17 protein-coding genes are annotated in these 21,503 nt (G+C 66.8%); 11 read left to right on the top strand and 6 right to left on the bottom strand.

Annotation, left to right across the window (positions count from 1 at the left end; all coding sequences use genetic code 11):
• Complete coding sequence (locus ACYVGK_RS02430) at positions 1-1,683, top strand: sensor histidine kinase (protein WP_460731631.1); 1,683 nt, start codon at positions 1-3, stop codon at positions 1,681-1,683.
• 92 nt (positions 1,684-1,775) lie between these two features.
• Here ACYVGK_RS02430 and ACYVGK_RS02425 read toward each other — a convergent pair whose 3' ends face one another.
• The gene (locus ACYVGK_RS02425) at positions 1,776-2,555 is read right to left on the bottom strand and encodes an SDR family oxidoreductase (protein WP_460731630.1); all 780 of its coding nucleotides are present in this window, start codon (positions 2,553-2,555) and stop codon (positions 1,776-1,778) included.
• Between the two features lie 83 nt (positions 2,556-2,638).
• Here ACYVGK_RS02425 and ACYVGK_RS02420 point away from each other — a divergent pair, with 83 nt between their 5' ends.
• Positions 2,639-2,881 (top strand): hypothetical protein, encoded by a 243-nt coding sequence (locus ACYVGK_RS02420; RefSeq protein WP_460731629.1) that lies wholly within the window; start codon positions 2,639-2,641, stop codon positions 2,879-2,881.
• Between the two features lie 64 nt (positions 2,882-2,945).
• Here ACYVGK_RS02420 and sppA read toward each other — a convergent pair whose 3' ends face one another.
• Both sppA and ACYVGK_RS02410 read right to left on the bottom strand, forming a co-directional pair.
• Positions 2,946-4,853 carry a signal peptide peptidase SppA gene (sppA, locus tag ACYVGK_RS02415; protein WP_460731628.1) on the bottom strand — a complete coding sequence of 636 codons (1,908 nt, stop codon included), beginning with the start codon at positions 4,851-4,853 and terminating at the stop codon, positions 2,946-2,948.
• A gap of 257 nt (positions 4,854-5,110) precedes the next feature.
• Entirely contained in the window at positions 5,111-6,469 is a 1,359-nt protein-coding gene (locus ACYVGK_RS02410) for an MATE family efflux transporter (RefSeq protein ID WP_460731627.1), read from the bottom strand.
• 204 nt (positions 6,470-6,673) lie between these two features.
• Between ACYVGK_RS02410 and ACYVGK_RS02405 the strand changes: the two genes are divergently transcribed.
• From ACYVGK_RS02405 to ACYVGK_RS02395, 3 genes are all read left to right on the top strand, one after another.
• Entirely contained in the window at positions 6,674-7,840 is a 1,167-nt protein-coding gene (locus ACYVGK_RS02405) for a DUF3667 domain-containing protein (RefSeq protein ID WP_460731626.1), read from the top strand.
• A complete protein-coding gene (locus ACYVGK_RS02400; protein ID WP_460731625.1) occupies positions 7,837-8,175 on the top strand; it encodes a DUF4286 family protein in 339 nt (112 codons plus the stop codon). The genes ACYVGK_RS02405 and ACYVGK_RS02400 overlap by 4 nt, the downstream gene beginning before the upstream one ends.
• Before the next feature lie 491 nt (positions 8,176-8,666).
• A complete protein-coding gene (locus ACYVGK_RS02395; RefSeq protein ID WP_460731624.1) occupies positions 8,667-10,871 on the top strand; it encodes a primosomal protein N' in 2,205 nt (734 codons plus the stop codon).
• Between the two features lie 82 nt (positions 10,872-10,953).
• Here the strand turns inward: ACYVGK_RS02395 and ACYVGK_RS02390 are convergent, their stop codons facing one another.
• Both ACYVGK_RS02390 and ACYVGK_RS02385 read right to left on the bottom strand, forming a co-directional pair.
• Positions 10,954-13,413 (bottom strand): spermine/spermidine synthase domain-containing protein, encoded by a 2,460-nt coding sequence (locus tag ACYVGK_RS02390; protein ID WP_460731623.1) that lies wholly within the window; start codon positions 13,411-13,413, stop codon positions 10,954-10,956.
• Between the two features lie 156 nt (positions 13,414-13,569).
• Positions 13,570-14,310 (bottom strand): protein-L-isoaspartate(D-aspartate) O-methyltransferase, encoded by a 741-nt coding sequence (locus tag ACYVGK_RS02385; RefSeq protein ID WP_460731622.1) that lies wholly within the window; start codon positions 14,308-14,310, stop codon positions 13,570-13,572.
• 135 nt (positions 14,311-14,445) lie between these two features.
• Between ACYVGK_RS02385 and tal the strand changes: the two genes are divergently transcribed.
• The 3 genes from tal to ACYVGK_RS02370 all read left to right on the top strand — a co-directional run bounded on the left by tal (position 14,446) and on the right by ACYVGK_RS02370 (position 18,228).
• Positions 14,446-15,393 carry a transaldolase gene (gene tal, locus ACYVGK_RS02380; protein ID WP_460731621.1) on the top strand — a complete coding sequence of 316 codons (948 nt, stop codon included), beginning with the start codon at positions 14,446-14,448 and terminating at the stop codon, positions 15,391-15,393.
• A 159-nt stretch (positions 15,394-15,552) separates the two neighbouring features.
• On the top strand, positions 15,553-16,863 hold the full coding sequence (locus ACYVGK_RS02375) for an MFS transporter (RefSeq protein WP_460731620.1): 1,311 nt from the start codon (positions 15,553-15,555) through the stop codon (positions 16,861-16,863).
• 60 nt (positions 16,864-16,923) lie between these two features.
• Entirely contained in the window at positions 16,924-18,228 is a 1,305-nt protein-coding gene (locus ACYVGK_RS02370) for an NAD(P)/FAD-dependent oxidoreductase (RefSeq protein ID WP_460731619.1), read from the top strand.
• A gap of 110 nt (positions 18,229-18,338) precedes the next feature.
• Here the strand turns inward: ACYVGK_RS02370 and rpoH are convergent, their stop codons facing one another.
• Positions 18,339-19,214, bottom strand: a complete 876-nt coding sequence (gene rpoH / locus ACYVGK_RS02365) for an RNA polymerase sigma factor RpoH (protein ID WP_460731618.1) — start codon at positions 19,212-19,214, stop codon at positions 18,339-18,341.
• A gap of 191 nt (positions 19,215-19,405) precedes the next feature.
• Between rpoH and ACYVGK_RS02360 the strand changes: the two genes are divergently transcribed.
• From ACYVGK_RS02360 to ACYVGK_RS02350, 3 genes are all read left to right on the top strand, one after another.
• Positions 19,406-19,993: an RNA polymerase sigma factor gene (locus tag ACYVGK_RS02360; RefSeq protein WP_460732427.1), complete on the top strand. Its 588-nt coding sequence runs from the start codon at positions 19,406-19,408 to the stop codon at positions 19,991-19,993.
• The gene (locus ACYVGK_RS02355; RefSeq protein ID WP_460731617.1) at positions 19,990-20,490 is read left to right on the top strand and encodes a hypothetical protein; all 501 of its coding nucleotides are present in this window, start codon (positions 19,990-19,992) and stop codon (positions 20,488-20,490) included. Before ACYVGK_RS02360 ends, ACYVGK_RS02355 begins: the two co-directional genes overlap by 4 nt.
• A gap of 65 nt (positions 20,491-20,555) precedes the next feature.
• Positions 20,556-21,479, top strand: a complete 924-nt coding sequence (locus tag ACYVGK_RS02350; protein ID WP_460731616.1) for a DUF4097 family beta strand repeat-containing protein — start codon at positions 20,556-20,558, stop codon at positions 21,477-21,479.
• Positions 21,480-21,503: the final 24 nt, after the last annotated feature.

The following is a 21,503-nucleotide window of genomic DNA, read 5'->3' as shown; positions in this document are numbered from 1 at the left end:
ATGAACAAAGCCCCGCCCCGAAAAACCCGCGCCATGACGAAGGCCGAGCGCGAACTCGCCCAGTTGCGGAAGCAAGCCGAGCAGGCGCGTGCGGCGCTGACGCGCTTGCACCGGGAAGTGGTCGAGGCCGAGCACCTCCTGGACAGCAGCCAGTCGGCCCGGTTGCTCCAGGCCAACGAGCAATTGGTGCTTGCCGCGTTGCGTGCCCAGAGCGATGCCGAGGCCGCGTCGCGGGCACTGGAAGAACTGTCGCGATCGGCCGATCTCGACACGTTGACGGCATTGCCTAATCGGGTACGACTGCTTGACCGGTTCGCGGGTGCCATCGCCTATGCAAAGCGTCATGGCACCCGGATGGCACTGCTGTTCCTGGACCTCAACAACTTCAAGCAGATCAACGACACGCTCGGCCACGCCGCCGGCGATGAGGTGCTCAGGCTGGCCGCGCATCGTCTCGTGTCACTGGTTCGCGACGAGGACATGGTCAGCCGCTACGGTGGCGACGAGTTCCTGATCCTGCTCACCGAGGTGTCCCACGCACCCGACGCAGCGATTGTCGCCGACAAGGTGATCGCGGCCCTCGCCGTCCCCAGCCGTGTACGCGATCACGTGCTGCGCCTCACCGCGAGCATCGGAATCAGCGTCTACCCTGATGATGGCGAAGATGCCGACACGCTAATTGACCGCGCGGACGCCGCCATGTACCGCGCCAAGCGGCTCGGGGGCGGTAGTTTCGTCTTTCATGGCGAGGAGCCCGCAAGTGCACGAAGCCTGCCTTTGCCGGCACTTGCGTCGTTGCAGCACCCCTTTATCCACTACGAAGTTGCAGCGGCCGAGCGAGAGCGGCGATACGTGCAACTGCGGGAAGCGAACGGGGAACTCGTGTTGGCTGCGCTCAGCGCGCAGGAGTTGCAAGCCGCCGCAGAACTGGCGCAGCGCCAGCAGAAGGAGTTCCTGGCCGTCGTGGCGCACGAACTGCGCAACCCACTGACGCCCATTCGGATTGCGGCCGAAATGCTCGGCTTGGTGCGTGCGGAAGAAATGCCGCGCTATCAAGCCATCATCGAACACGAAGTCGAGCACATGGTGCGACTGGTGAGTGACCTGCTCGACGTCTCCCGCGCCAGCACCGGCAAGCTAAGGCTGGAACACCAGTTGGTCGACATGACCGGCATCATCGACGAGGCGGTCGATGCCTGCCGGCCTGCGATGGACACCCGTCTGCAGCGCTTCAGCGTCCATGTGCCCGCGCGCGCTCTTGAAATGCAGGGAGATCCGATCCGCCTCGCTCAGATCCTGCGGAACCTGCTCGACAACGCGTCCAAGTACACGCCCAATGGCGGCGAGATCGGACTTTCGGTCGTCGTGAGGGACGGTGCCCTTGTGATGACCGTGTCTGACAACGGTATCGGGATTACCGCCGAAGCCTTGCCCAAGATCTTCGAGCCGTTCGTGCAAGACACGCACGCCATTGGATTCAACGGCGTGGGCTTGGGCATTGGACTTACGGTAGTGCGCGAGTTGGTCGAAGCGCATGGCGGCACCGTGGTCGCGACCAGTGCGGGTACCGGGCTTGGCAGCCAGTTCGTTGTCACGCTCCCTCTGGATGACACACACCCGCCGCAGGTTCGTCGCGGCCGCAATCAGACTCGCAAACGGGTCCCTCGCAAACACGCGGCCTAGCCGCAGACGGATGCCGCACTTCTTCTGCAGACGCGGCGATTGACGGCTGAGGGGCCGCTTCTGGCCGACGCAGTTACTCAAGAGCGTGCGCGTCAAAACCCGTAACGCAGGAAGCCACCGTCCACCGCGATGCACTCGCCGGTGACGTAGCTCGAGGCTGGCAGGCACAGGAATGCGACGGCCGCGGCGACCTCCTCCGGCTCGCCGATGCGGCCCAACGGCGTGCGCAGCAGCACCTCGTCGAGGTAATCCGGATCGGCGAGCTTGTCGGAGGTGCGGCGCGTGCGGATGTACCACGGCGCCACACAGTTCACGCGCACGCCGTCCTCGGCCCATTCCACCGCGAGATTGCGGGTCATCTGGTGCATCGCCGCCTTGCTCATGCCGTAGGGCGCGCCGCTGCGCACGTGGGTGACGCCGGAAACGCTGCCGACGTTGACGATGCTCGAGGCCGCATGCTTCGTCAGCAACGGATGCGCGTAGCGCGAGAGTTCGAACGCCGAGAACAGGTTGATCTCGAAGATCTGCCGCCACTCGTCTTCGGTGTAGTCGTTGGCGGGCTTGGTAACGTTGCCGCCGGCGTTGTTGACCAGGATGTGCAGGCTGCCGTCGCTGTAGTCCTCGACCCAGTCCAGCAGTTCACGGCGCTGCTCGTCGTCGGCGACATCGGCGACGAAGGTGTTGATCTCACGACCGGAAAAATCCTCGCTCAGCTCGCTGCGCGTCGAGTCCAGTGCCGCGGCATCGCGCGCAACGAGCAGCACGTCGGCGCCGAACCCCAAAAGCTCGCGCGCGATCGCGCGCCCGATGCCGGCGCTGCCGCCGGTGACCAGGGCCAGCTGTCCGTCCAGCCGCCAACGCTTGGGATCCATGCCGTTCTCCTCGCTACCGCGGTCACGTCTTGCGCCCGCGCGACCGGCGTAGGATAGCCGCAGCCCCGACCGGAGACGCCACGATGCTTCGACTGCTGCTGTGCTGTGTGCTGCTGGCGCTCGCCGCCTGCTCGAAACCGCAACCGCCGGAGAAGGAACGGCCGGTCGAGCCGCAATCCGCCAAACCGGACGGACTGGGCAACGGCGCGACCGACATGCCGGAGATGATCCAGGCGCCCGTGGACCGGGCCCGCAAGGTTCGGGACGACATGCAGAAGGAGGAAGAGCAGCGCCAGGAAGCCATCGACAAAGCCGAAGGCGGCTGACCTCCACCCTCTTCGCCCAACAAAAAAGCCCGGCAATGCCGGGCTTTTTTGTGCGTCGTCGAAATCACAATCCGCAGAAGCAGTACGCCAGTGATTTCACCGGCACGCCGTGGGTCGGCTGCGTGGCGCTTTCGAGGAAGCGCAGGTCCTGCGCGGTCTGCGGCGCCACGCGCGGCAGCAGCGCCTGGGCCATGCCCTGGGCAAAGCTGGAATCGTGCAGCCACTGCGCACCGATGCGGCTGCTGGCGAAGTTGGAGAACAGCTGCGCGAACGGCGGCGCCTCCTTCTCGATGTAGCGCACTTGGTACTCGGCGGCCTTGCCGAGCTTGGCGCGCTGGGCGACATCGTTGATCGCTACCTGCAGGCCGCCGAAGTCGTCGACCAGGCCGCGTTCCTTCGCCTGCGCACCGCTCCACACGCGACCGCGTGCGACCGCATCGATCTGCTCCACGCTGCGCTTGCGCGCGGCGGCGACGCGGCCGGTGAAGTCGCGGTAACCCTTGTCGATCACGGTCTGGATGACCTGGCCGACTTCCGGCTGCAGCGGGCGGGTGACGTCGAAGGCGCCGGCGAACTTGGTGGTACCGACGCCGTCGCTATGCACGCCGATCTTGTCCAGCGCGCGCGAGAAGGTCGGGATCAGGCCGAAGATGCCGATCGAGCCGGTGATGGTCGATTCGTCGGCATAGATCTTGTCGGCATTCATCGAGATCCAGTAACCGCCCGATGCGGCCAGATCGCCCATCGACACCACGACCGGCTTGCCGGCCTGCTTGAGCGCGGCGATCTCGCGGCGGATCTGCTCGCTGGCGAAAACTTCGCCACCGGGCGAATCCACGCGCAGCACCAGCGCCTTCACGTTGTCGTCGTCGCGTGCCTGGCGCAGCAGTGCGGCAGTGGACACGCCACCGACGTGGCCCGGGGGCTGCTCGCCACCGTTGATTTCGCCCTCGGCCACCACCACCGCTACCTGCGGACGCGGATCGACCGGACTGCGCTTGGCGTTGAGGTGGGTGAGGTAGTCGTCGAATGCGATCTGGCGATAGCCGTCTTCGGCATCGCTGTCGGCAGCGCCGCGTTCGGCCAGCAGGTCGCCGACTTCCTCAGCGGTCTTCAGGCCGTCGACCAGCTTCTGCTGCAACGCGTACTTGGCAAGGTCGCCCTGCGCGGCGGCGATGCCCGCCGGCATCTGGTCGATGCCTTCGGCGATCTTGGTCGCATCGAGCTTGCGCGCCTTGGCCACGTCACCGAGGTAGCGCTGCCACACATCGCTCATCCAGAACAGATCGGCTTCCTTGGCCTGCGGCGAAGCGGCATCGAGCACGTACGGTTCGGCCGCGGACTTGTATTCGCCGACCTTGAACAGGTGCACGTCGACGCCGAGCTTGTCCTGCAAGCCCTGGCGGTAGTACTGGCGATAGCGGCCCAGGCCTTCGAGCAGCAGGCCGCCCATCGGATCCAGATAGACCTCGCTGGCCTGCGAGGCGAGCAGGTACTGCTTCTGATCCATTGTCTCGCTGTAAGCAATCACTTCCTTGCCGCTGGCCTTCACTTCGGCCAGCTTGCGCGCGACTTCGCGCAGCGAAGCCACGCCGCTGCCCTGCAGGCGGTCGAGCTTGAGCACGACGCGCTCGATGCGCTTGTCGTCCTTGGCCGCGTCGAGCACGCGCAGCACGTCGCGCAGCTGGATCTCATCGTTGTTGTGATCGCCCAACGCACGCTTGAGCGCGCGTTCGGCCGGATCGGCGCTGAACTGCTCAACCAGCGGCCCGGTGGGTTCGATCACCAGCGCGGTGTCGTCGAGCAGCGGCTTGCCGCCGCCGGCGCCGATGACGGCCAGCAGGAACATCAGGAACAGCAGCAACAGTCCGAAGAAGATGAAGTTGACGATCAACCGGCGGGTGAAATTCATCACGTTCCACAGGCCGACGAAGAACTCGGCGAAGGGGCCGCGACGGGAAGCGGTATTCATGCACTTGACTCCAGAACGATGACGGCAGGTTACCTGCCCGGCACTACGGTTTCACCCGCCACAGGTCATCGTGACCTCAAGCCGGTGGCGTCCCTGTCATGTATGGGCGGCTTGGCAGGCCATCCAGGGACGCCAGCCAATAACGTGCGGGGGACCGCAACCCACCCGTTCGGGAACCAGAAAGCTTTGTAGAGCGGAGCTTGCTCCGCTGTCTTTGCCTTTTTCGCCCCCCGGCGAACAGCGGAGCAAGCTCCGCTCTACAAGGCGCGGGCGCTGGACCGCCAGAACCGGGTACACAGCAGCAGCGCGGCCACGCTCAGGCCACAGATCAGCCCGACCCACATCCCGCGCGGGCCCCAGCCCAGACCGAGCCCCAGGCCCGCACCAACCGGCATCCCGATGCCCCAGTAGGCCAGCGCCGCCAACAGCATCGGCATCTTGGTGTCCTTGAGCCCACGCAGGGCCCCGGCCGAGAGCACCTGCACGCCGTCGGGGAACTGGAACGCCGCCGCAAACAGCAGCAACGACGCCGACAGCGCCGCCACCGTGGCATCCGCGGTGTAGAAATGGACGACGAAGTCGTTGGCGGTGAGCAGCACCAGCGCCGACAGCGCCTGCGTACCGAGCACGATCGCGTAGCCGGCCAGCGCCGCGCGCCGCAGCGCGAACGCGTCGTTGCGGCCCAGCGCATGGCCGATACGCACCGTGGTGGCCTCGGCCACGCCCATCGGCACCATGAAGCAAAGCGCAGAAATGTTGATCGCGATCTGGTGTGCCGCGGCCGGAACCGCGCCCAGGCGTCCGATCAGCAGCGCGGTCGCGATGAACAGGCCGCCTTCCATGGTTACGGTCACCCCGATCGGCAGGCCGGTACGCAGCAGGCCGCGCAGGGTGTCGGCGTGGGGACGGTCGAAGCGTTCGAACAGGTCGAGATCGGCGAAGCGCCGCGCGCGCCACAGATAGGTCGCGAAGGCCACCGCCTGCGCCCACATCATGATGGCCGAGGCAACGCCCAGGCCGCCCGCGCCCATCGCGGGCAGGCCGCCGAGGCCGTAAGTCAGCGCATAGCCCAGCGGCACCAACACCAGCAGGCCACCAAAGCCCAGCAGCATCGTCGGCAGCGTCCAGTGCAGCCCATCGCTGAGGTAGCGCATGGTCAGGTACAGGGTGAAACCCGGCACGCCCCAGCGGATGCCGTGCAGGAACGCGATCGCGCCGGGGCGGATCGCCGGTGCGATGCCCATCGGTTCGAGCAGCTGCGCGAGCACGGTGAGGAAACCGAACAGCAACACGCCGAGCATCGCCGCCAGCCACAGGCCTTGGCGGAACAACGCACCGACTTCGTGCCGGCGACCGGCACCGTCCAGTTCCGACACCGCCGGCGGCAACGACATCAACGTGCCCATCGGAATCATCATCGGCAGCCAGAACAACGCCGTGCCGATCGAAACCGACGCCAGGGTCGCGGTGCTGTGGTGACCGGCGATCACGCTGTCGACAAAGCCGATCAAGCCCGAGGCGACATGCCCGGCGACCAGCGGCGCGGCGAGCACAGCGGTGGTACGCACTTCGCTGGCGAAGCGCGGCGTGGCCGGCAGGGTGGATTCGATGGTCATGGGGGAGGAAACCGGAAACGTCTACAGCGACTTTTGAGGCGGCAAGACTGAAGCTGTCGCTATTGATGGCTATTCAAGCTTCGTGGTTCACCGTTCTCAGCCGCCGCCGCGGCTTGGAACGTTCCGCGGCTCTACCGAAGCCGCGGGGCGGCGGCTATCTTAGCCGCCTCGCAATGGCAGCAGATGACGGCACAGGGGCTCGGCATGAGTGAGGGGATCGCGCAAAACACGCCGGCCAAATGCGAAAACTGCGGCACACCGCTGCTGGGCCACTACTGCTACGAATGCGGACAGTCGGTGCACAGTCCGACGCGGCATTTCGGCCACGCGGTGGAAGAGTTGTTCGAATCCTTCTGGCATCTCGACGGCCGCGTATTCCGCAGCCTGCGCGACCTGATGGTGCCGGGGCGCATCGCGATCAACTACCTGGCCGGTCAGCGCGCGCGCTATTTGCCGCCGGTGCGGCTGTTCCTGATCCTCAGCGTGCTGACGTTCTTCGTCGCGCGGCTCACCATTGACCTCGACAACAACGCGTTCAAGTTCAACGGCAATTCCTTCAACAATCTGCAGACCGAGGCCGAGGTGGTCGCGCTGCGCAATGAAACGCTCAAGGAGCTGGAAGGCGAGGAGCGCGAGGCGCACAAGGAAGCCGGGGTCAATGCCGGCCTGATCGCGACGCGCGCACGGATCGAGGGCGCCGCGGCATCGCGCATCGACGACCTGCGTCGCCGGCAGAAGACGGGCGCCACAGGCGCCGTGTCGCCCGCCCCCGCTGCCAGCAAGGGGGACGCCAACCCCCCGGCCATCGGGGAGGAGGGCAGCGTCTCGTTCACCGCGAACGGCAAGCCTTGGAACGAACAGACCAATCCGTATCGAATCAGCTGGCTCCCCGGGTTCGTCAACCGCTGGCTCAACCACAAGGTGGCACGCGCCGAGGTCAACATCCGGCACATGCAGGGCGAGCCCAGCGCTTACCTCGAGGCCGTCCTGGGAGCGTTGCCGACCTCGCTGTTCCTGTTGATGCCGGTGTTCGCGCTGCTGCTCAAGGTCTGCTACCTCGGCACCGGGCGCCGCTACCTCGAGCATCTGGTGGTCGCGCTGTACAGCCACGCTTTCCTGCTGATCGCGATGCTGACGCTGCTCCTGCTCAGCTCGCTGTCCGACCTGTCGTCTTGGCTGGACAAACCCACCGCGCTGGTCATGGCCGGCGTATGGCTGTGGGTTCCCGCCTGGCTGTTCCTGACCCAGAAACGCGTCTACGGCGAAATCTGGATACTGGCCGCGATCCGCTATCTGATCATCGGCGTCATCTATACGGTGCTGGTGATGATCGCGAGCATCGGCGCGGTGTTGGCGGGGATCACGCATTGAGCGCCACAACCGACCCCATCGGAGCGGTGGTGTACGAGGTCAACATCGACCTCGAAGCCGGCCTGCGCGACGAGTACCTGGCGTGGCTGCGGGAGCACGTGGACGAGATCTGCGCCTTGCCCGGCTTCCTGGGTGCACGCCTTCTCGAGGTCACCGATCCCCCTGCCGAGGCCGGGCGCGCCAGCCTGTGTGTGCAATACCGGTTGTCCGGACCGGCCGCGTTGGGCGCCTATCTGTCCGACCATGCGCCGCGCCTGCGTGCCGAGGGGCAGGCCCGGTTCGGCGGGCGATTCACCGCTTCGCGACGGGTCCTGGCCGGGCTCGAACGAGCTTGACAGCCGTCACAAAATCAACGCGCTGAACCGGCGAAATCCCGGCTTGACAGCGCGCGATTTGGCGCTCTCCCAAGCGTGGCGCGGCCTGCGCGCAGAACAGTTGTGCACAGCAGTAACAACTCTGTCATTCACACGGGGATTTTGCTGCGCCAGCATCGAATGACCGCAGTGTTTCACGCCTAACTATCTGATTTTAAAGCTTATAACTGCGTTGGCACTTTTTTCACCAACTTACGCAGGGCGCTTGTGTTTACGGCATTGCGCGCGTCTTCGCAGCATGACTCCACAGACTTATCCACAACTCATGTGGATAAACCGGATTCCCCTTTTACTTCCGATAGTTGCGTGATCTACGTCAAGTTTATGGAAGGAATGCCGCGCAACTGCAATGTGCGTGAAGGCCGACCGGGGACCGGAGCGGCTGAACGCGTCCGCCCGGACGCGACTGCGACCTGCGACGATGCGGTCCTGAACCCGCTTCAGCCCGCCTGATGGCCGACTCTTCCCCCGCCCCCGCGATCGTCTGGAACGTGGCGCTGCCCGTGCCGCTGCCGCGCCTGTTCGACTACCGCCCGGATGGGGGAGAGGCAGTGCCGGGCGACGTCGGAGTGCGGGTCCGGGTGCCATTCGGCAGCCGCGAACTGGTGGGCGTGGTCGCCGCCGTGAGCCCCGCCGAAGCCACGAGCGCGGAGCTCAAGACCGGCATCAGGCTGGACGGGGCTCCGTTGCTGCACGGCGAACTGCACGACTCGCTGCGCTGGCTGGCCCGTTACACGCATGCGCCGCTGGGTGAAGTCTTCGCGACCGCGCTGCCGGCGGTGCTGCGCCAGGGCGAGCCGTTGCCCGACACGCATGCGTGGGCTTGGCGGCTGAGCGAAGCCGGCCAAACCGCGGTACCGCGCCTGCGTGGCAAGCCGCGCCGGTTGGCGGAGCTGCTAGCCGAAACCGCCCGCGATGAGGACGCCCTGGCCGACTTGCTCGACGACTGGCGCAGTGCGGCGCGGGCCCTGCTCAAACGTGGCCTGGTTGAGCGGGTCGTCGCGCCGGGCCTGCCCGGCGCCGGGCAGGCGCATCGCGCAGGCGCGGCGCGGCCGGCCCCCGCGCTCAATCCGGAGCAGCAGGCGGCAGTCGACGCCATCCTCGCGACGCCCGGCTTCCAGCCGTTCCTGCTCGACGGGGTCACCGGCAGCGGCAAGACCGAGGTCTATCTGCACGCCATCGCCGACTGCCTCGCACGCGGCAAGCAGGCGCTGGTGCTGGTACCCGAGATCGGCCTGACCCCGCAGACACTGCGGCGCTTCCGCGAACGCCTGGGCGTGCCGGTACATGCGTTGCACTCGGGCTTGGGCGACGGCGAGCGCGCCCGCACCTGGGCCGCGTGCCTGCGCGGAGAGGCGCGCGTGATTGTGGGCACGCGCTCGGCGGTATTCCTGCCGCTGCCCGACGCCGGCCTGATCGTGATCGACGAGGAACACGACGGCAGCTTCAAGCAGCTCGACGGCATTCGCTACCACGCCCGCGACTTCGCCCTGGTGCGGGCCAAGGCGCTGGACATTCCGATCGTGCTCGGCAGCGCGACGCCGTCGCTGGAATCGCTGCGCAATGCCCAGGCGGAGCGGTACGCGCATCTGCGCCTGCACGTCCGTGCGGGCGTGGCGCAGCCGCCGCGCGTTCGCGTGTGCGACGTACGCAAGCGCCCGCTCGAGGCGGGCCTGTCGCCCGAGTTGTTCGATGCGGTCACCGCGACCCTGAAGAACGGCGGCCAGGCGCTGGTGTTCAAGAATCGGCGCGGCTACGCCCCGGTGTTGCTGTGCCACGACTGCGGCTGGAGCGCGCAGTGCACGCGCTGCGACGCACCGATGACCGTGCACGCCGGCGGCCGCCGCCTGCAGTGCCATCATTGCGGCGCGCGGCGTCCCGCGCCGGATGCTTGCCCGGATTGTGGCGGGCTCGCACTGCAGGCCCAGGGCGCCGGCACCGAACGCATCGAAGAAGCCCTGGCCAAGCGTTTTCCCGACGTCCCCGTGCTGCGCATCGATCGCGGCACTACCCAGCGACGCGATGCGCTGGAGCAGTTGCTGCGCGAATTCGGCGAGCAGCCCGGCATCCTGGTCGGTACGCAGATGCTGGCGAAGGGCCACGACCTGCCCAACCTCACCCTGGTCGCGGTGGTGGGCGTCGACGAAGGCCTCTTCAGCGCCGACTTCCGTGCGCCGGAAAAGCTCGCGCAGCTGCTGATCCAGGTCGCCGGCCGCGCCGGCCGCGCCGCACGGGCGGGCGAGGTGCTGCTGCAAACGCATCATCCGCAGCATCCTCTGCTGGGAACGCTGTTGAGCGGCGGCTATCCCGCCTTCGCCGCCGCCGAACTCGAGCAGCGCGAAGCGGCCGGCTTCCCGCCTTTCGCGCACCTCGCGCTGATGCGCGCGGAAGCCAAGCAGCTCGACGCCACGCATGCCTTCCTGCAAGTGGCCAAGGCCGCGCTGCGCGAGGCCGATCCGACGCTCGAACTGCACGGCCCGCTGCCCGCGCCGATGCCGCGTCGCGCCGGCTTCCAGCGCGCGCAATTGCTGTTGTCGTCGAGTGACCGGCGCCGCCTGCATCTCGCGCTCGATGCGGCATTGCCGGCGATCCATGCTTCGCCCGAAGCGCGCCGGGTGCGCTGGTCGCTCGACGTGGATCCCGTGGATCTGTACTGAGCCACGCTCGTCCTTGTAGAGCGGAGCTTGCTCCGCTGCTCTTCGGGTTGCCGGAAGAAAAAGCAGCGGAGCAAGCTCCGCTCTACAAAGCGGTGTCGGTCTGACGTCTTTCCGGTGCCCGCCACACCCACGCCGCACCCACGTACAACCCCAGCGCGAGCAACAAGGTCGTGTGCAGCCCCACCGCCATCGCCAACAACAACGCCGCCATCGCGGCGATCACCGAAGCGCAGCCGTTGAGTCCCCACGCCCATGGCACGAAGTCCGGCTGCGTGCGCGCCAAGCGTGCGAGGCCGAGCGGAAACGGCAATCCCATCGCGAATGCCAAGGGCGCAAGCCCGAGCAATCCGGCCGCTGCACGGGCGCCCACCGGCCAGCTCGCCCCACGTTCGAACGCCGCGGCGAACACCTCGAATTGCCACAACAGTCCTAGCGCGATCGCGAATACCGCCATGCGCACGCGACGTGCGATCGCGACCTCCAGCTTTGCCGCAGGCACGTGCATGAGGATCCACCGCAACACACGTTGCGCGAACAGGCTGCCGGCACCCGCGCAGGTCAGGAAGCCGGCCAGGCCGGTAGCCGCCGCCAGCAAGGGATGACCGACCAGCAGCGTCAGTCGCGACAGGGTGGCGATCTCGATCATGAGGAAGGCCAAGCCGAGCGCGATGAAGTAGCCGGCGATGCGCAATCGATGCGCCGGCTTCGGCGTCGTCGCACTGCGCCGCTTCAGCAATGGCAACAGCACCAGCACGAGGGTGATAGGCACCGCCTGCGCCAGCCCGCCCAACAGCAGCAGGTAGCCCGAATCGAGCAGCACTGCGCCGCCTTGCGCGCGCAGCCGCCACAGTTCCGGCAAGCTGCGCCAGCGGAAGAAATTGCCGAAGTACGGGCGGTCATCGGTTGCCGGCGCGATCGCGAACTTGTAGTCGCGCACGAAGGCCGCGCCGCGCTGCGACAGCAAGGCCTGCACGCCCTGGTACAGGTACGGGTGCTCGACCACGTTGTAGTGGTTGGCGTCAGCAGCACTCAGCCCGGGGGCGTACACCGGATCGAAGCTGTTGGCATCGGCGAAGGCGCGCACCTGCACGATCTCGTCGCCGCTGAAGCGTCCCTTCTCGATCAGCAACGTGCTCGCATCCCAGCTGCGGATCCCAACCATGCGTCGCTGCGGGTCGCCGCGCCCGCTCGCGCGCATGGCGGCGATGGCGGTCGCCCACAACTTGAGTTCGTCGCGCGGCGGCTGCTTGCTGTAACGCGTGATCGCCAGTAGTCCGTAGGGCGCAAGCAGTTGCAGGTAGTCGCTCAGCGCCTCCACGGTCAACGCGTACTGTTCGCTCGACGCCTGCACGCCGGCACCGCCACCCGCGAACGATTCGCCGCTGCCCAGCACGACCAGGTCGTACTGCCGCGCCTTGGCGCGCGCGAAGGCGCGCGGCTCGGCCTCCGTCAAACGCACACGCGGATCGCGGTAGAGATGTCCGGCGTAGTCATTGAAGCTCTCGCGCACCAGCTGCAAACGTTGCGGATCGACTTCGACCACGTCGACCGTGCGCGCGCCGAGCGTGAGCGCCTGCAGCACATCCGCGCCACCGCCGCCGCCCAGCACGAGCACGCGCGGCTGCTGGCGCAGGCGGTACGGCAACGCCGAGGTCATCTGGCCCAGATAGGCGAGTGAATCGGCCTGACGCTTGCGGGTGATCACCGCAAGCGCGTCACCGTCGGTGTACACGCCGAGCTGAGGCGGCGGCTCCTGCGTATTCGCCAGGCTCAACCCGGGCGCATGCCGCAACGGCACGCGCGGACTGTCCACCACCGTCAGCCATCCATACGGGCCATGGCGCTCAGCCACGACGCGTGCACCGGGCAGCAGCAGGTTCTTCGCCAATCCCTTGTACTCGTTGACCGCCGGCGCCAGCGCGCGCGTCGCCAGCAACGCAGTCAGCAGGCCTGTCGTGAGCACCAGCGCCAGCGCATGCACGGCGCTGCGCGGCGCGATGGCGGCCGCGGCCAGGACGCCGCAAGCCGCGGCCAGCACCACCGCGCGTTCCACCGGCAACCACAGCAGCGTCACCGCGAGCACCGCACCGGCTCCGGCGCCCAGCAGATCGGCGCCGTACAACTGCGGGATGTCGTCGCCACGCTGCACGAAAGCCAGGCCGAAACAGCTCGCGGCGAAGAAGAATGGCAACGCCAGCAACAGGTACAACGCGCTCAGCCACAGCAACTGCCGTGGATTCCACACCAGCTCGAGACCGTTGAACGGGACCCGTCGCGCCAGCTCCAGCACTACCACCGCACTGAGCGCGAACAGCAACGCTGCCGCCGGGAACCAATGGTCGAAATGCCGTCGCGCCGACGGCAGCCACAGGCCGAGCCAGGTGCCGCTCGCGCCGTGACCCAGCAGCGCGAGGCTGATGATCATCACGGCGAACGGATGCCAATGCGCGATCGCCAGCCAGCGCATCAGCAGGAGCTGGTAGGCGAGCGCACCGGCGGAGACCAGTGCGATGGCAAGGGTGAGGGCGCGACGGGGAGGCATGCTCGATTCCCAGTTGTTTGTTGTTCCTCACCCGTGCTCTTCGTTCGTCATCCCGGCGAAGGTCGGATCCAGCTTTAGGTTGCACTCACCGAAGCAACAGCAACGGCTGGATCCCGGCTTACGCCGGGATGACGACAAAAACGACCAGCGATCGCCTCACTTCCCACGTGTCAAAGGTACAAACCGCACCGGCAGGATCTGCTGCGTGTGCACCCGCCCGTCGCCGCCCTTTTCCACCAGCATCAGGGTCTGGGTGAAGAAGCTACTGCCGACCGGAATCAGCATGCGCCCCTGCGGCTTGAGCTGCGCGATCAAAGGCGGCGGCACCGACGAGGCCGCCGCAGTCACCACGATCGCATCGAACGGTCCGCGCTCCGGCCAGCCGTAGTAGCCGTCGGCGATGCGCGTCTCGATGTTGCGATAGCCCAGTGCCTGCAGGCGTTGCGCCGCACCGCGGCCGAGCGGCTCGATGATTTCGATCGTGTACACCTGCGCACCGGACTCGGCGAGCACCGCGGCCTGGTACCCCGAACCGGTGCCGATCTCGAGGATGCGCTGCCCGCGGCGCGGCTGTGCCAGCGAGGTCATCAACGCGACGATGTAGGGCTGCGAGATCGTCTGCCCATAGCCGATCCCCAAAGGACGGTTTTCATAGGCTGCGTCGCGTTGCGCGGCCGGGATGAACGCGTGCCGGGGCACGCGTTCCAGCACCGCCAGTGCGTCGGCGGCGAGTCGTGGATCGTGCTCCGCGCGCAGTTCGGCCACCAGCGCCTGGCGCGCCTGCATGTAGTCGTCGGTGGCTGGCGCCGCGACCGGAAGCATCAGCAGGACGAATGCAACGACAGCCGGTCCGATCCCGGTGACGCCCTTCGCGACGATGCTGGCCGCGCTCCGCATGCGCGCAGTCTAGGTGGGCCCGCGTTAGCGCTGCGGCAAGTTCCATCGCCGGGCCGGTTCGTCTCGTTCGCAACCATGTCTAAAACTGCATGAGGAATCCGGCAGAATCGGGCGATTCGATCTGTCACGTCGCCCATGCCCTCCCAACTCGAACAACTCCGCGGCCTGTCCGCCGTGGTCGCCGACACCGGCGACATCGATGCCATCGCGCGTTTCCGTCCGCTCGATGCCACCACAAACCCTTCGTTGTTGCTGAAGGCCGCCGCGCTGCCGGCGTACGCGTCGCTGATCGACGCCGCCGTCGCACAGGCCACCGGCGATGACGCGGCAGCACGCATCGCCGACGCCGGCGATCGCGTCGCCGTCGCGATCGGCGCGGAGATCCTCAAGCTGATCCCCGGTCGCGTCTCCACCGAATGCGATGCGCGCTACAGCTTCGACACCGCAGCCACGCTGGCGCAGGCGCGCAAGCTGGTCGGCCTGTACGAAGCCGCGGGCCTCGGCCGCGAGCGCCTGCTGATCAAGATCGCCGCCACTTGGGAAGGCATTCGCGCAGCGGAACAGCTCGAGCGCGAAGGCATCCATTGCAACCTCACGCTGCTGTTCTCCTTCGCCCAGGCGGTCGCCTGCGCCGAAGCGGGCGTGTTCCTGATCTCGCCCTTCGTCGGCCGCATCCTCGACTGGCATCTGGCCCAGGGCACGTCGGCGCCGGCCACGCCGCAGGACGATCCGGGCGTCGCTTCGGTCACGCGCATCTGGAACCACTACAAGCAGCACGGCTACGGCACGGTGGTGATGGGCGCGAGCTTCCGCAATACCGGCCAGGTGCTCGCATTGGCCGGTTGCGACCGGCTGACGATTTCGCCCGAACTCCTCGCCGCACTGGAGGCGAACGATTCGGAAGTACCGAAGGCACTCAACGGCGCGGGTGCTTCCCGTACGCCATCCGCGCGGATGGACGAAGCGACATTCCGCTGGCAGCACAATGAGGATGCGATGGCGACCGAGAAGCTCGCCGATGGCATCCGTCGCTTCGCCACGGATCAGGTGAAGCTGGAGCAATTGCTGGCGCGGCGAATGTAGAAGGCATGCGCCGTCGCGAAAGCGTCGGTGCATTTGTTCGTCATCCCGGCGCAGGCCGGGATCCAGCTTTTCGTCTTGTTCTTTCGCGCGGTCACGCATTTGCGCGGCAAGGCTGGATCCCGGCGTTCGCCGGGATGACGAGACCACAAAGGATTCCGCATGAACTCACCGTCGCCCCTATCGCCCGCACGCCGCCTGCGCAGCATCTTCTCCGGCTCGGTCGGCAATCTGGTCGAGTGGTACGACTGGTACGTCTACGCCGCGTTCTCGTTGTACTTCGCGCAGGCGTTCTTTCCCAAGGGCGATCAGACCTCGCAGCTGCTCAATACCGCGGCGGTGTTCGCTGTTGGCTTTCTGATGCGGCCGCTGGGCAGCTGGCTGTTCGGACGCTTCGCCGATCGCCATGGCCGTCGACCGGCCTTGATGTTGTCGGTGCTGCTGATGTGCTCCGGCTCGCTGATCATCGCCTTTACTCCCGGCTACGACACAATCGGCATCGCGGCGCCCGTGCTGCTGGTAATCGCACGCTTGCTCCAGGGTTTAAGTGTCGGTGGTGAGTACGGCACCTCCGCGACGTACCTGAGCGAGATGGCAACCCGCGAGAACCGCGGTTTCTGGTCCAGCTTCCAATACGTGACCCTGGTGATGGGCCAGCTATTGGCGCTGGCCGTACTGATCGTGCTGCAGCAGGTGTTCCTGAGCGAGGAACAGTTGCGGGCCTGGGGGTGGCGCATTCCGTTCGCCATCGGCGCGCTGACCGCGATTACCGCCTTGTGGCTTCGTCGTAACATGCAGGAAACCACGGCGTTCGTCCGCAGCGAGCTGGGCGATGCTGCACGACAACGGCGGCAGGGCAGCCTGCGTACATTGATGCAGCACCCGCGCGCGGTACTCACCGTGATCGGCCTGACCATGGGCGGCACGCTGGCGTTCTACACCTACACGACTTACATGCAGAAATTCCTGGTCAACACTGCCGGGTTTGATGCGCGCGTCGCCTCGGTGTTGAACGCGAGCACCTTGTTCGTCTTCATGCTGATGCAACCTGTGGTCGGCGCATTGTCCGACCGGGTCGGCCGTCGCCCCCTTTTGATCACTTTCGGGGTGCTCGGCGTATTGCTGACCGTGCCTATCCTGAGCACGTTGCAGCAAGTGGAGACTGCCGCGCAGGCGTTCTGGCTGATCCTGGCCGCCCTGACCATTGTCAGCTGCTACACCGCGATCAACGCCGTGGTGAAGGCGGAGCTGTTCCCGGTCGAAGTCCGCGCGCTCGGCGTGGGACTGCCCTACGCGCTCACCGTTGCGGTATTCGGCGGCACGACCGACCTGGTTGCGCTGTGGTGCAAACAGCGTGGCTTCGAACACGGCTTCTACTGGTACGTCACCGCGTGCATTGCCTGCTCGCTGCTGGTGTATCTGTGGATGCCCGACACCCGCCGGACCTCGCGGATCGATCGCGACCCCGCCTGATTACCTTGCCGAGCGCAACAGACACGCGCATTGCGCCACCGGTTTTGAAACAATATCGGCATGGACGCTACAACCAAGCCGGTTCTGCATGTGGTGATCGTCGGTGGTGGTTTCGCCGGTCTGTGGGCAACGCGGACGCTGGCGCGCGACGATGTGCGCATCACCCTGATCGATCGCCGCAACCACCATCTGTTCCAGCCGCTGCTCTATCAGGTCGCAACGGCGGGACTATCGGCGCCGGACATCGCCGCGCCGCTGCGCCACATCCTACGCGGACAACGCAATGTCGACGTGCGGATGGGCGAGGTCATCGGTATCGATGCGCAAGCCCGGCGCGTTGCGCTCGCCGACGAAACCGACGCACTCGATTACGACTTCCTGCTGCTCGCCAGCGGCGCGACGCACGCCTACTTCGGCAACGATGCGTGGGCGCCGCATGCGCCGGGACTGAAGACGCTCGACGATGCGCTCGCCATCCGCCGGCGCCTGCTGCTCGCGTTCGAACGCGCCGAGGCTACGGACGATCCTGATGAGCGCGCAGCCTGGTTGAACTTCGCCGTGGTCGGCGGCGGACCCACCGGGGTCGAACTCGCCGGGACGCTGGCCGAGATCGCGCGGCATACGTTGAAGAACGAGTTCCGCCACATCGACCCATCCGCGGCAAAAGTGCGGCTGATCGAAGCCGGGCCGCGAGTGCTGGCGAGCTTTCCCGAGTCGCTGTCGGCCAGGGCACGTGCTCAGCTGGAGCATCTCGGCGTCGAAGTCGTCACCGGTGCCCCGGTGCAGGACATCGGCGACACGGGCTACACGCTGGGCAATGAGTTCGTGGCCGCGCGCACCGTGATCTGGGCCGCGGGCGTCGCCGCATCACCGCTAGGCGCGCTGCTCGATGCGCCGCGCGATCGCGCCGGTCGGGTGCAGGTGCTCTCCGATTTGAGTGTTCCAGGCCATCCGGAGATCTTCGTCGCGGGCGACCTCGCCAGCTTGCAGCAGGACGGCAAGCCCATTCCCGGCGTTGCGCCCGCGGCCAAGCAGATGGGCGCGCACGTCGCGCGAGTGATTCGTGCGCGCCTGCGCGAGCGCGACAGCGCCCAGGCACACGCCACGCCGACCACCGCCGCGTCGCTGCCGTTCCGCTATCGCGACTTCGGCAACCTCGCCACCATCGGCCGCATGGCCGCGGTCATGCACCTGGGCCGGTTGAAGTTGTCGGGCCTGCTGGCGTGGTGGTTCTGGTTGTTCATCCACATCTTCTTCCTGATCGGCTTCCGCAATCGCCTGATCGTGTTGATCAACTGGGCATGGGCGTACTGGAGCTATCAGCGCCATGCGCGGATCATCTTCAACGTCGGCAAGGACGACTGAGCGTGGCTGGCGGGCATCCTGAAGCCGCCAAACCGTAGCGGCAGTAGTGCGCGCAAACGCAAACGGCCCGGTTTCCCGGGCCGTTTGTTTGATCTTGTTAGCTGAGCCGATCAGGCAACGAACAAGGCCTTCATCTTCTTCAGCGCGTTCGCCTCGATCTGCCGGATGCGCTCGGCGCTGACGCCGTATTCGTCGGCCAGTTCCTGCAGCGTGATCTTGCTGTCTGCATCCAGCCAGCGACGCTTGATGATGTCGCGCGAACGGGCGTCGAGGTTGGCCATGCCTTCGCGCAGCAGCTCGAGCTGGTTGTCCTCGCCATCGGCGCGTTCGTAGGCCTGGGCCGGATCTTCGGCGTCGGCGCGCAGGTAGGCGGCCGGCGACGGCGGCGCGTGTTCGTCGTCCTCGTCGGCGGGCGCATCGAAGCCGATATCGCGACCGGACAGGCGCGATTCCATCTCCAGCACTTCGCGCTCGGAGACGTTGAGGTCGGCGGCGACGGCGCGCACTTCCTCGGCGTTCATCCAGCCCAGGCGGGTCTTGGACTTGCGCAGGTTGAAGAACAGCTTGCGCTGCGCCTTGGTCGTGGCGACCTTCACAATGCGCCAGTTCTTGAGGATGAACTCATGCATCTCGGCGCGGATCCAGTGCACCGCGAAGGACACCAGGCGCACGCCCTGTTCCGGGTCGAAGCGCTTCACCGCCTTCATCAGGCCGATGTTGCCTTCCTGGATCAGGTCGCCCATCTGCAGGCCGTAGCCGTTGTAGCCACGGGCGACGTGGACGACGAAGCGCAGGTGCGAGTGCACCAGGTCGCGGGCGGCATCCAGGTCCTCGCTGTCGCGGAAGCGGCGGGCCAGGGCCTGTTCGTCTTCGGCGGTGAGTACCGGGATCTGGTGCACGGCGCCGATGTACGACTCAAGCGAGCCGAGCGCGCTCGGAATCGGCAGGTTGTTGGCGACGAGGGCGGTAGACGGGTTCTGGGTCATGGGCAGGATCTTAGCAGTCGGGGTATGGGACTGCTAAAGGGGGTGGGAGTTCCGATGCGTTGCATTTATGGAACGTGGCAGAACCCCTGTGATGGGGCCGCCCAGACGCCACCCAAGCCCTGCCATTAGTACTGCCCACCGGCCCAAAGACACATTTAAACGCCCCCCGCCGCCCCCGCATCTGTATGGCTATGCTCACCGCCGTCATGCCCCTCCACACCGACAGCAGCCCCGACACCGCGGCCGAGGACGAACGCGCCCTGGTCGGCGCCGCCGCCCGCGGCGAGGTGGCGGCCTTCGAAGCCCTGTACCGGCGCCATGTCGGGCGGATCCACGGGGTGATCAGCCGGCTGGTCGGCGGCCAGGGATCCCGGGCCGAGGACCTGACCCAGGACGCCTTCGTCCGCGCCTGGCAGGCCCTGCCGGCGTTCCGCTTCGAATCCGCCTTCGCCACCTGGTTGCACCGGCTGGCGGTCAATACCGCCCTGATGGACCTGCGCAGCCGCAAGAGCCGGCCGCAGGACGAAGGCGACGAGGATGCCTTCGACAGCCTGGGGGTCCTGGATTCCGCCGGCCATTCCACCGCTCTGAGCATGGACCTGGAGCGCGCCGTCGCCAGCCTGCCGCCGCGCGCCCGCGCCGTGCTGGTGCTGTACGACGTGGAAGGCTGGCAGCACGAGGAAATCGCCGCCGAACTCGGCATGGCCGTCGGCAGCTCGAAAGCGCAATTGCACCGCGCCCGCCATCTGTTGCGGACCCGGTTGGAGGCACACGCATGAATACCAACGACAACCACGACTTCCCCGACGCCCTACGCTGGCAGCTGCGCGCCCTGCGCCAGGACACTGCGCCCGCGCACGATCTCTGGCCCGGCATCGCCGCGCGCCTGACGCCGCAGGCCGTGCCCGTTCGCCCGTTCGCCCGTCAGTGGCTGCGATCGGTCGCGCTGGCCGCCAGCCTGGTGCTGGTGGTGGGCTCGGTGGGCTGGTTCGCCCGCACCTCCATGCCGACCGCCACTTCGGAGGCTCCGGCCTCCGGGCCCACGCTGGTGCAGCGCGAAGCCGACGGCCTGACCCGCCAGTACCAGGCCGCGTTGCAGGAAATGCAGGCCCCGATGCCGGCGAGCCTGCAGCCCACAGTTGATGCGCTGGATCGCGATGTCGCCCTGATCCATGCCGCGCTCGAGCGCGATCCCGATTCCGTGCTTCTGCTCGAGCAACTGCGCCGCACCTATGCCCATCGCCTCGCGCTGGTCCAGCGCGTGGCTTACACCTGATTCGCCCCCCCGATTACCCACTCCACGATTTGCCGATTCCACGATTTATGTTCCGGAGAACCACCATGTCCCGACTCTCTGCCTTCATGATCGCCGGCGCGCTCGCCGCTCCTCTGCTGTGCAACAGCGCCCTGGCCGCGACGCCGATCAACGAAACCCGCCCGCTCGACGCGCGCGGCCATCTCAGCATCGACAACGTCAAGGGCAGCATCGAAGTGCGCGCCTGGGACCGCAATGAAGTGCGGATCGAAGGCAGCCTCGGCCAAGGCGTGGAGAAGCTGGAGATCATCGGCGACAAGGGCCACCTGACGGTCAAGGTGAAGTACCCGAAGAGCGGCGGCCTGGGCTTCTTCTCCGGCGGCAGCGACAAGAGCGAACCCTCGCAGCTGCGACTGATGGTGCCGCTGCGGGCGGACCTGAGCATCGATGCAGTCTCGGCCGATGTCGACGTCGCCGGTGTCGCGCCTGCCGAACTGTCGGTCGACAGCGTGAGTGGCGACGTCAGCATCATCGGTGCACCGGGCGAGGCCACGATCAATACCGTCAGCGGCGACCTCAAGCTGATTCTCAATAGCCCCAAGGTGAGTACCGTCAGTGTCAGTGGCGACGTCGACCTGCGCGGCCGCCTCAACGGCGACGTTCACGTGGAAAGCGTGTCTGGCGACATCGAAGTCAACGGCCACCAGAGCAGCGTGCGCAAGCTCAGTGGCAACACCGTATCGGGCGACATGAGCATCGGCACGGGCCTGACGTCCGGCGGCCGCATCGGCCTGGAAAGCGTGAGCGGCAACCTCACCCTGCGCACGCCCGCGAACCTGTCCGCGCAGGTGCATGGCGAGAGCTTCAGCGGAGATCTGGACGCACCGGATGTGCAGGTCAACCGGCCCAAGCACGGTCCGGGCTCCAGTTTCGAGCATCGCTACGGCAATGGCGACGGCGAGATCAAGCTGGAGTCGTTCTCGGGCGATACGCGCCTGCAGTTCGACTGAGCGATTCCGCGCGATCGCAAAGGC

Source organism: Lysobacter tyrosinilyticus (assembly GCF_054779815.1).
Note: the sequence above shows the minus strand (reverse complement) of the source record. Positions and strands in the feature narration are given on the sequence as shown.

Excerpts from the sequence above, each read along its gene's own strand:
- ACYVGK_RS02430 (WP_460731631.1), top strand. The coding sequence starts at position 1 with ATGAACAAAGCCCCGCCCCGAAAAACCCGCGCCATGACGAAGGCCGAG.
- ACYVGK_RS02425 (WP_460731630.1), bottom strand. The coding sequence starts at position 2,555 with ATGGATCCCAAGCGTTGGCGGCTGGACGGACAGCTGGCCCTGGTCACC.
- ACYVGK_RS02420 (WP_460731629.1), top strand. The coding sequence starts at position 2,639 with ATGCTTCGACTGCTGCTGTGCTGTGTGCTGCTGGCGCTCGCCGCCTGC.
- sppA (WP_460731628.1), bottom strand. The coding sequence starts at position 4,853 with ATGAATACCGCTTCCCGTCGCGGCCCCTTCGCCGAGTTCTTCGTCGGC.
- ACYVGK_RS02410 (WP_460731627.1), bottom strand. The coding sequence starts at position 6,469 with ATGACCATCGAATCCACCCTGCCGGCCACGCCGCGCTTCGCCAGCGAA.
- ACYVGK_RS02405 (WP_460731626.1), top strand. The coding sequence starts at position 6,674 with ATGAGTGAGGGGATCGCGCAAAACACGCCGGCCAAATGCGAAAACTGC.
- ACYVGK_RS02395 (WP_460731624.1), top strand. The coding sequence starts at position 8,667 with ATGGCCGACTCTTCCCCCGCCCCCGCGATCGTCTGGAACGTGGCGCTG.
- ACYVGK_RS02390 (WP_460731623.1), bottom strand. The coding sequence starts at position 13,413 with ATGCCTCCCCGTCGCGCCCTCACCCTTGCCATCGCACTGGTCTCCGCC.
- ACYVGK_RS02385 (WP_460731622.1), bottom strand. The coding sequence starts at position 14,310 with ATGCGGAGCGCGGCCAGCATCGTCGCGAAGGGCGTCACCGGGATCGGA.
- tal (WP_460731621.1), top strand. The coding sequence starts at position 14,446 with ATGCCCTCCCAACTCGAACAACTCCGCGGCCTGTCCGCCGTGGTCGCC.
- ACYVGK_RS02375 (WP_460731620.1), top strand. The coding sequence starts at position 15,553 with ATGAACTCACCGTCGCCCCTATCGCCCGCACGCCGCCTGCGCAGCATC.
- ACYVGK_RS02370 (WP_460731619.1), top strand. The coding sequence starts at position 16,924 with ATGGACGCTACAACCAAGCCGGTTCTGCATGTGGTGATCGTCGGTGGT.
- rpoH (WP_460731618.1), bottom strand. The coding sequence starts at position 19,214 with ATGACCCAGAACCCGTCTACCGCCCTCGTCGCCAACAACCTGCCGATT.
- ACYVGK_RS02360 (WP_460732427.1), top strand. The coding sequence starts at position 19,406 with ATGCTCACCGCCGTCATGCCCCTCCACACCGACAGCAGCCCCGACACC.
- ACYVGK_RS02355 (WP_460731617.1), top strand. The coding sequence starts at position 19,990 with ATGAATACCAACGACAACCACGACTTCCCCGACGCCCTACGCTGGCAG.
- ACYVGK_RS02350 (WP_460731616.1), top strand. The coding sequence starts at position 20,556 with ATGTCCCGACTCTCTGCCTTCATGATCGCCGGCGCGCTCGCCGCTCCT.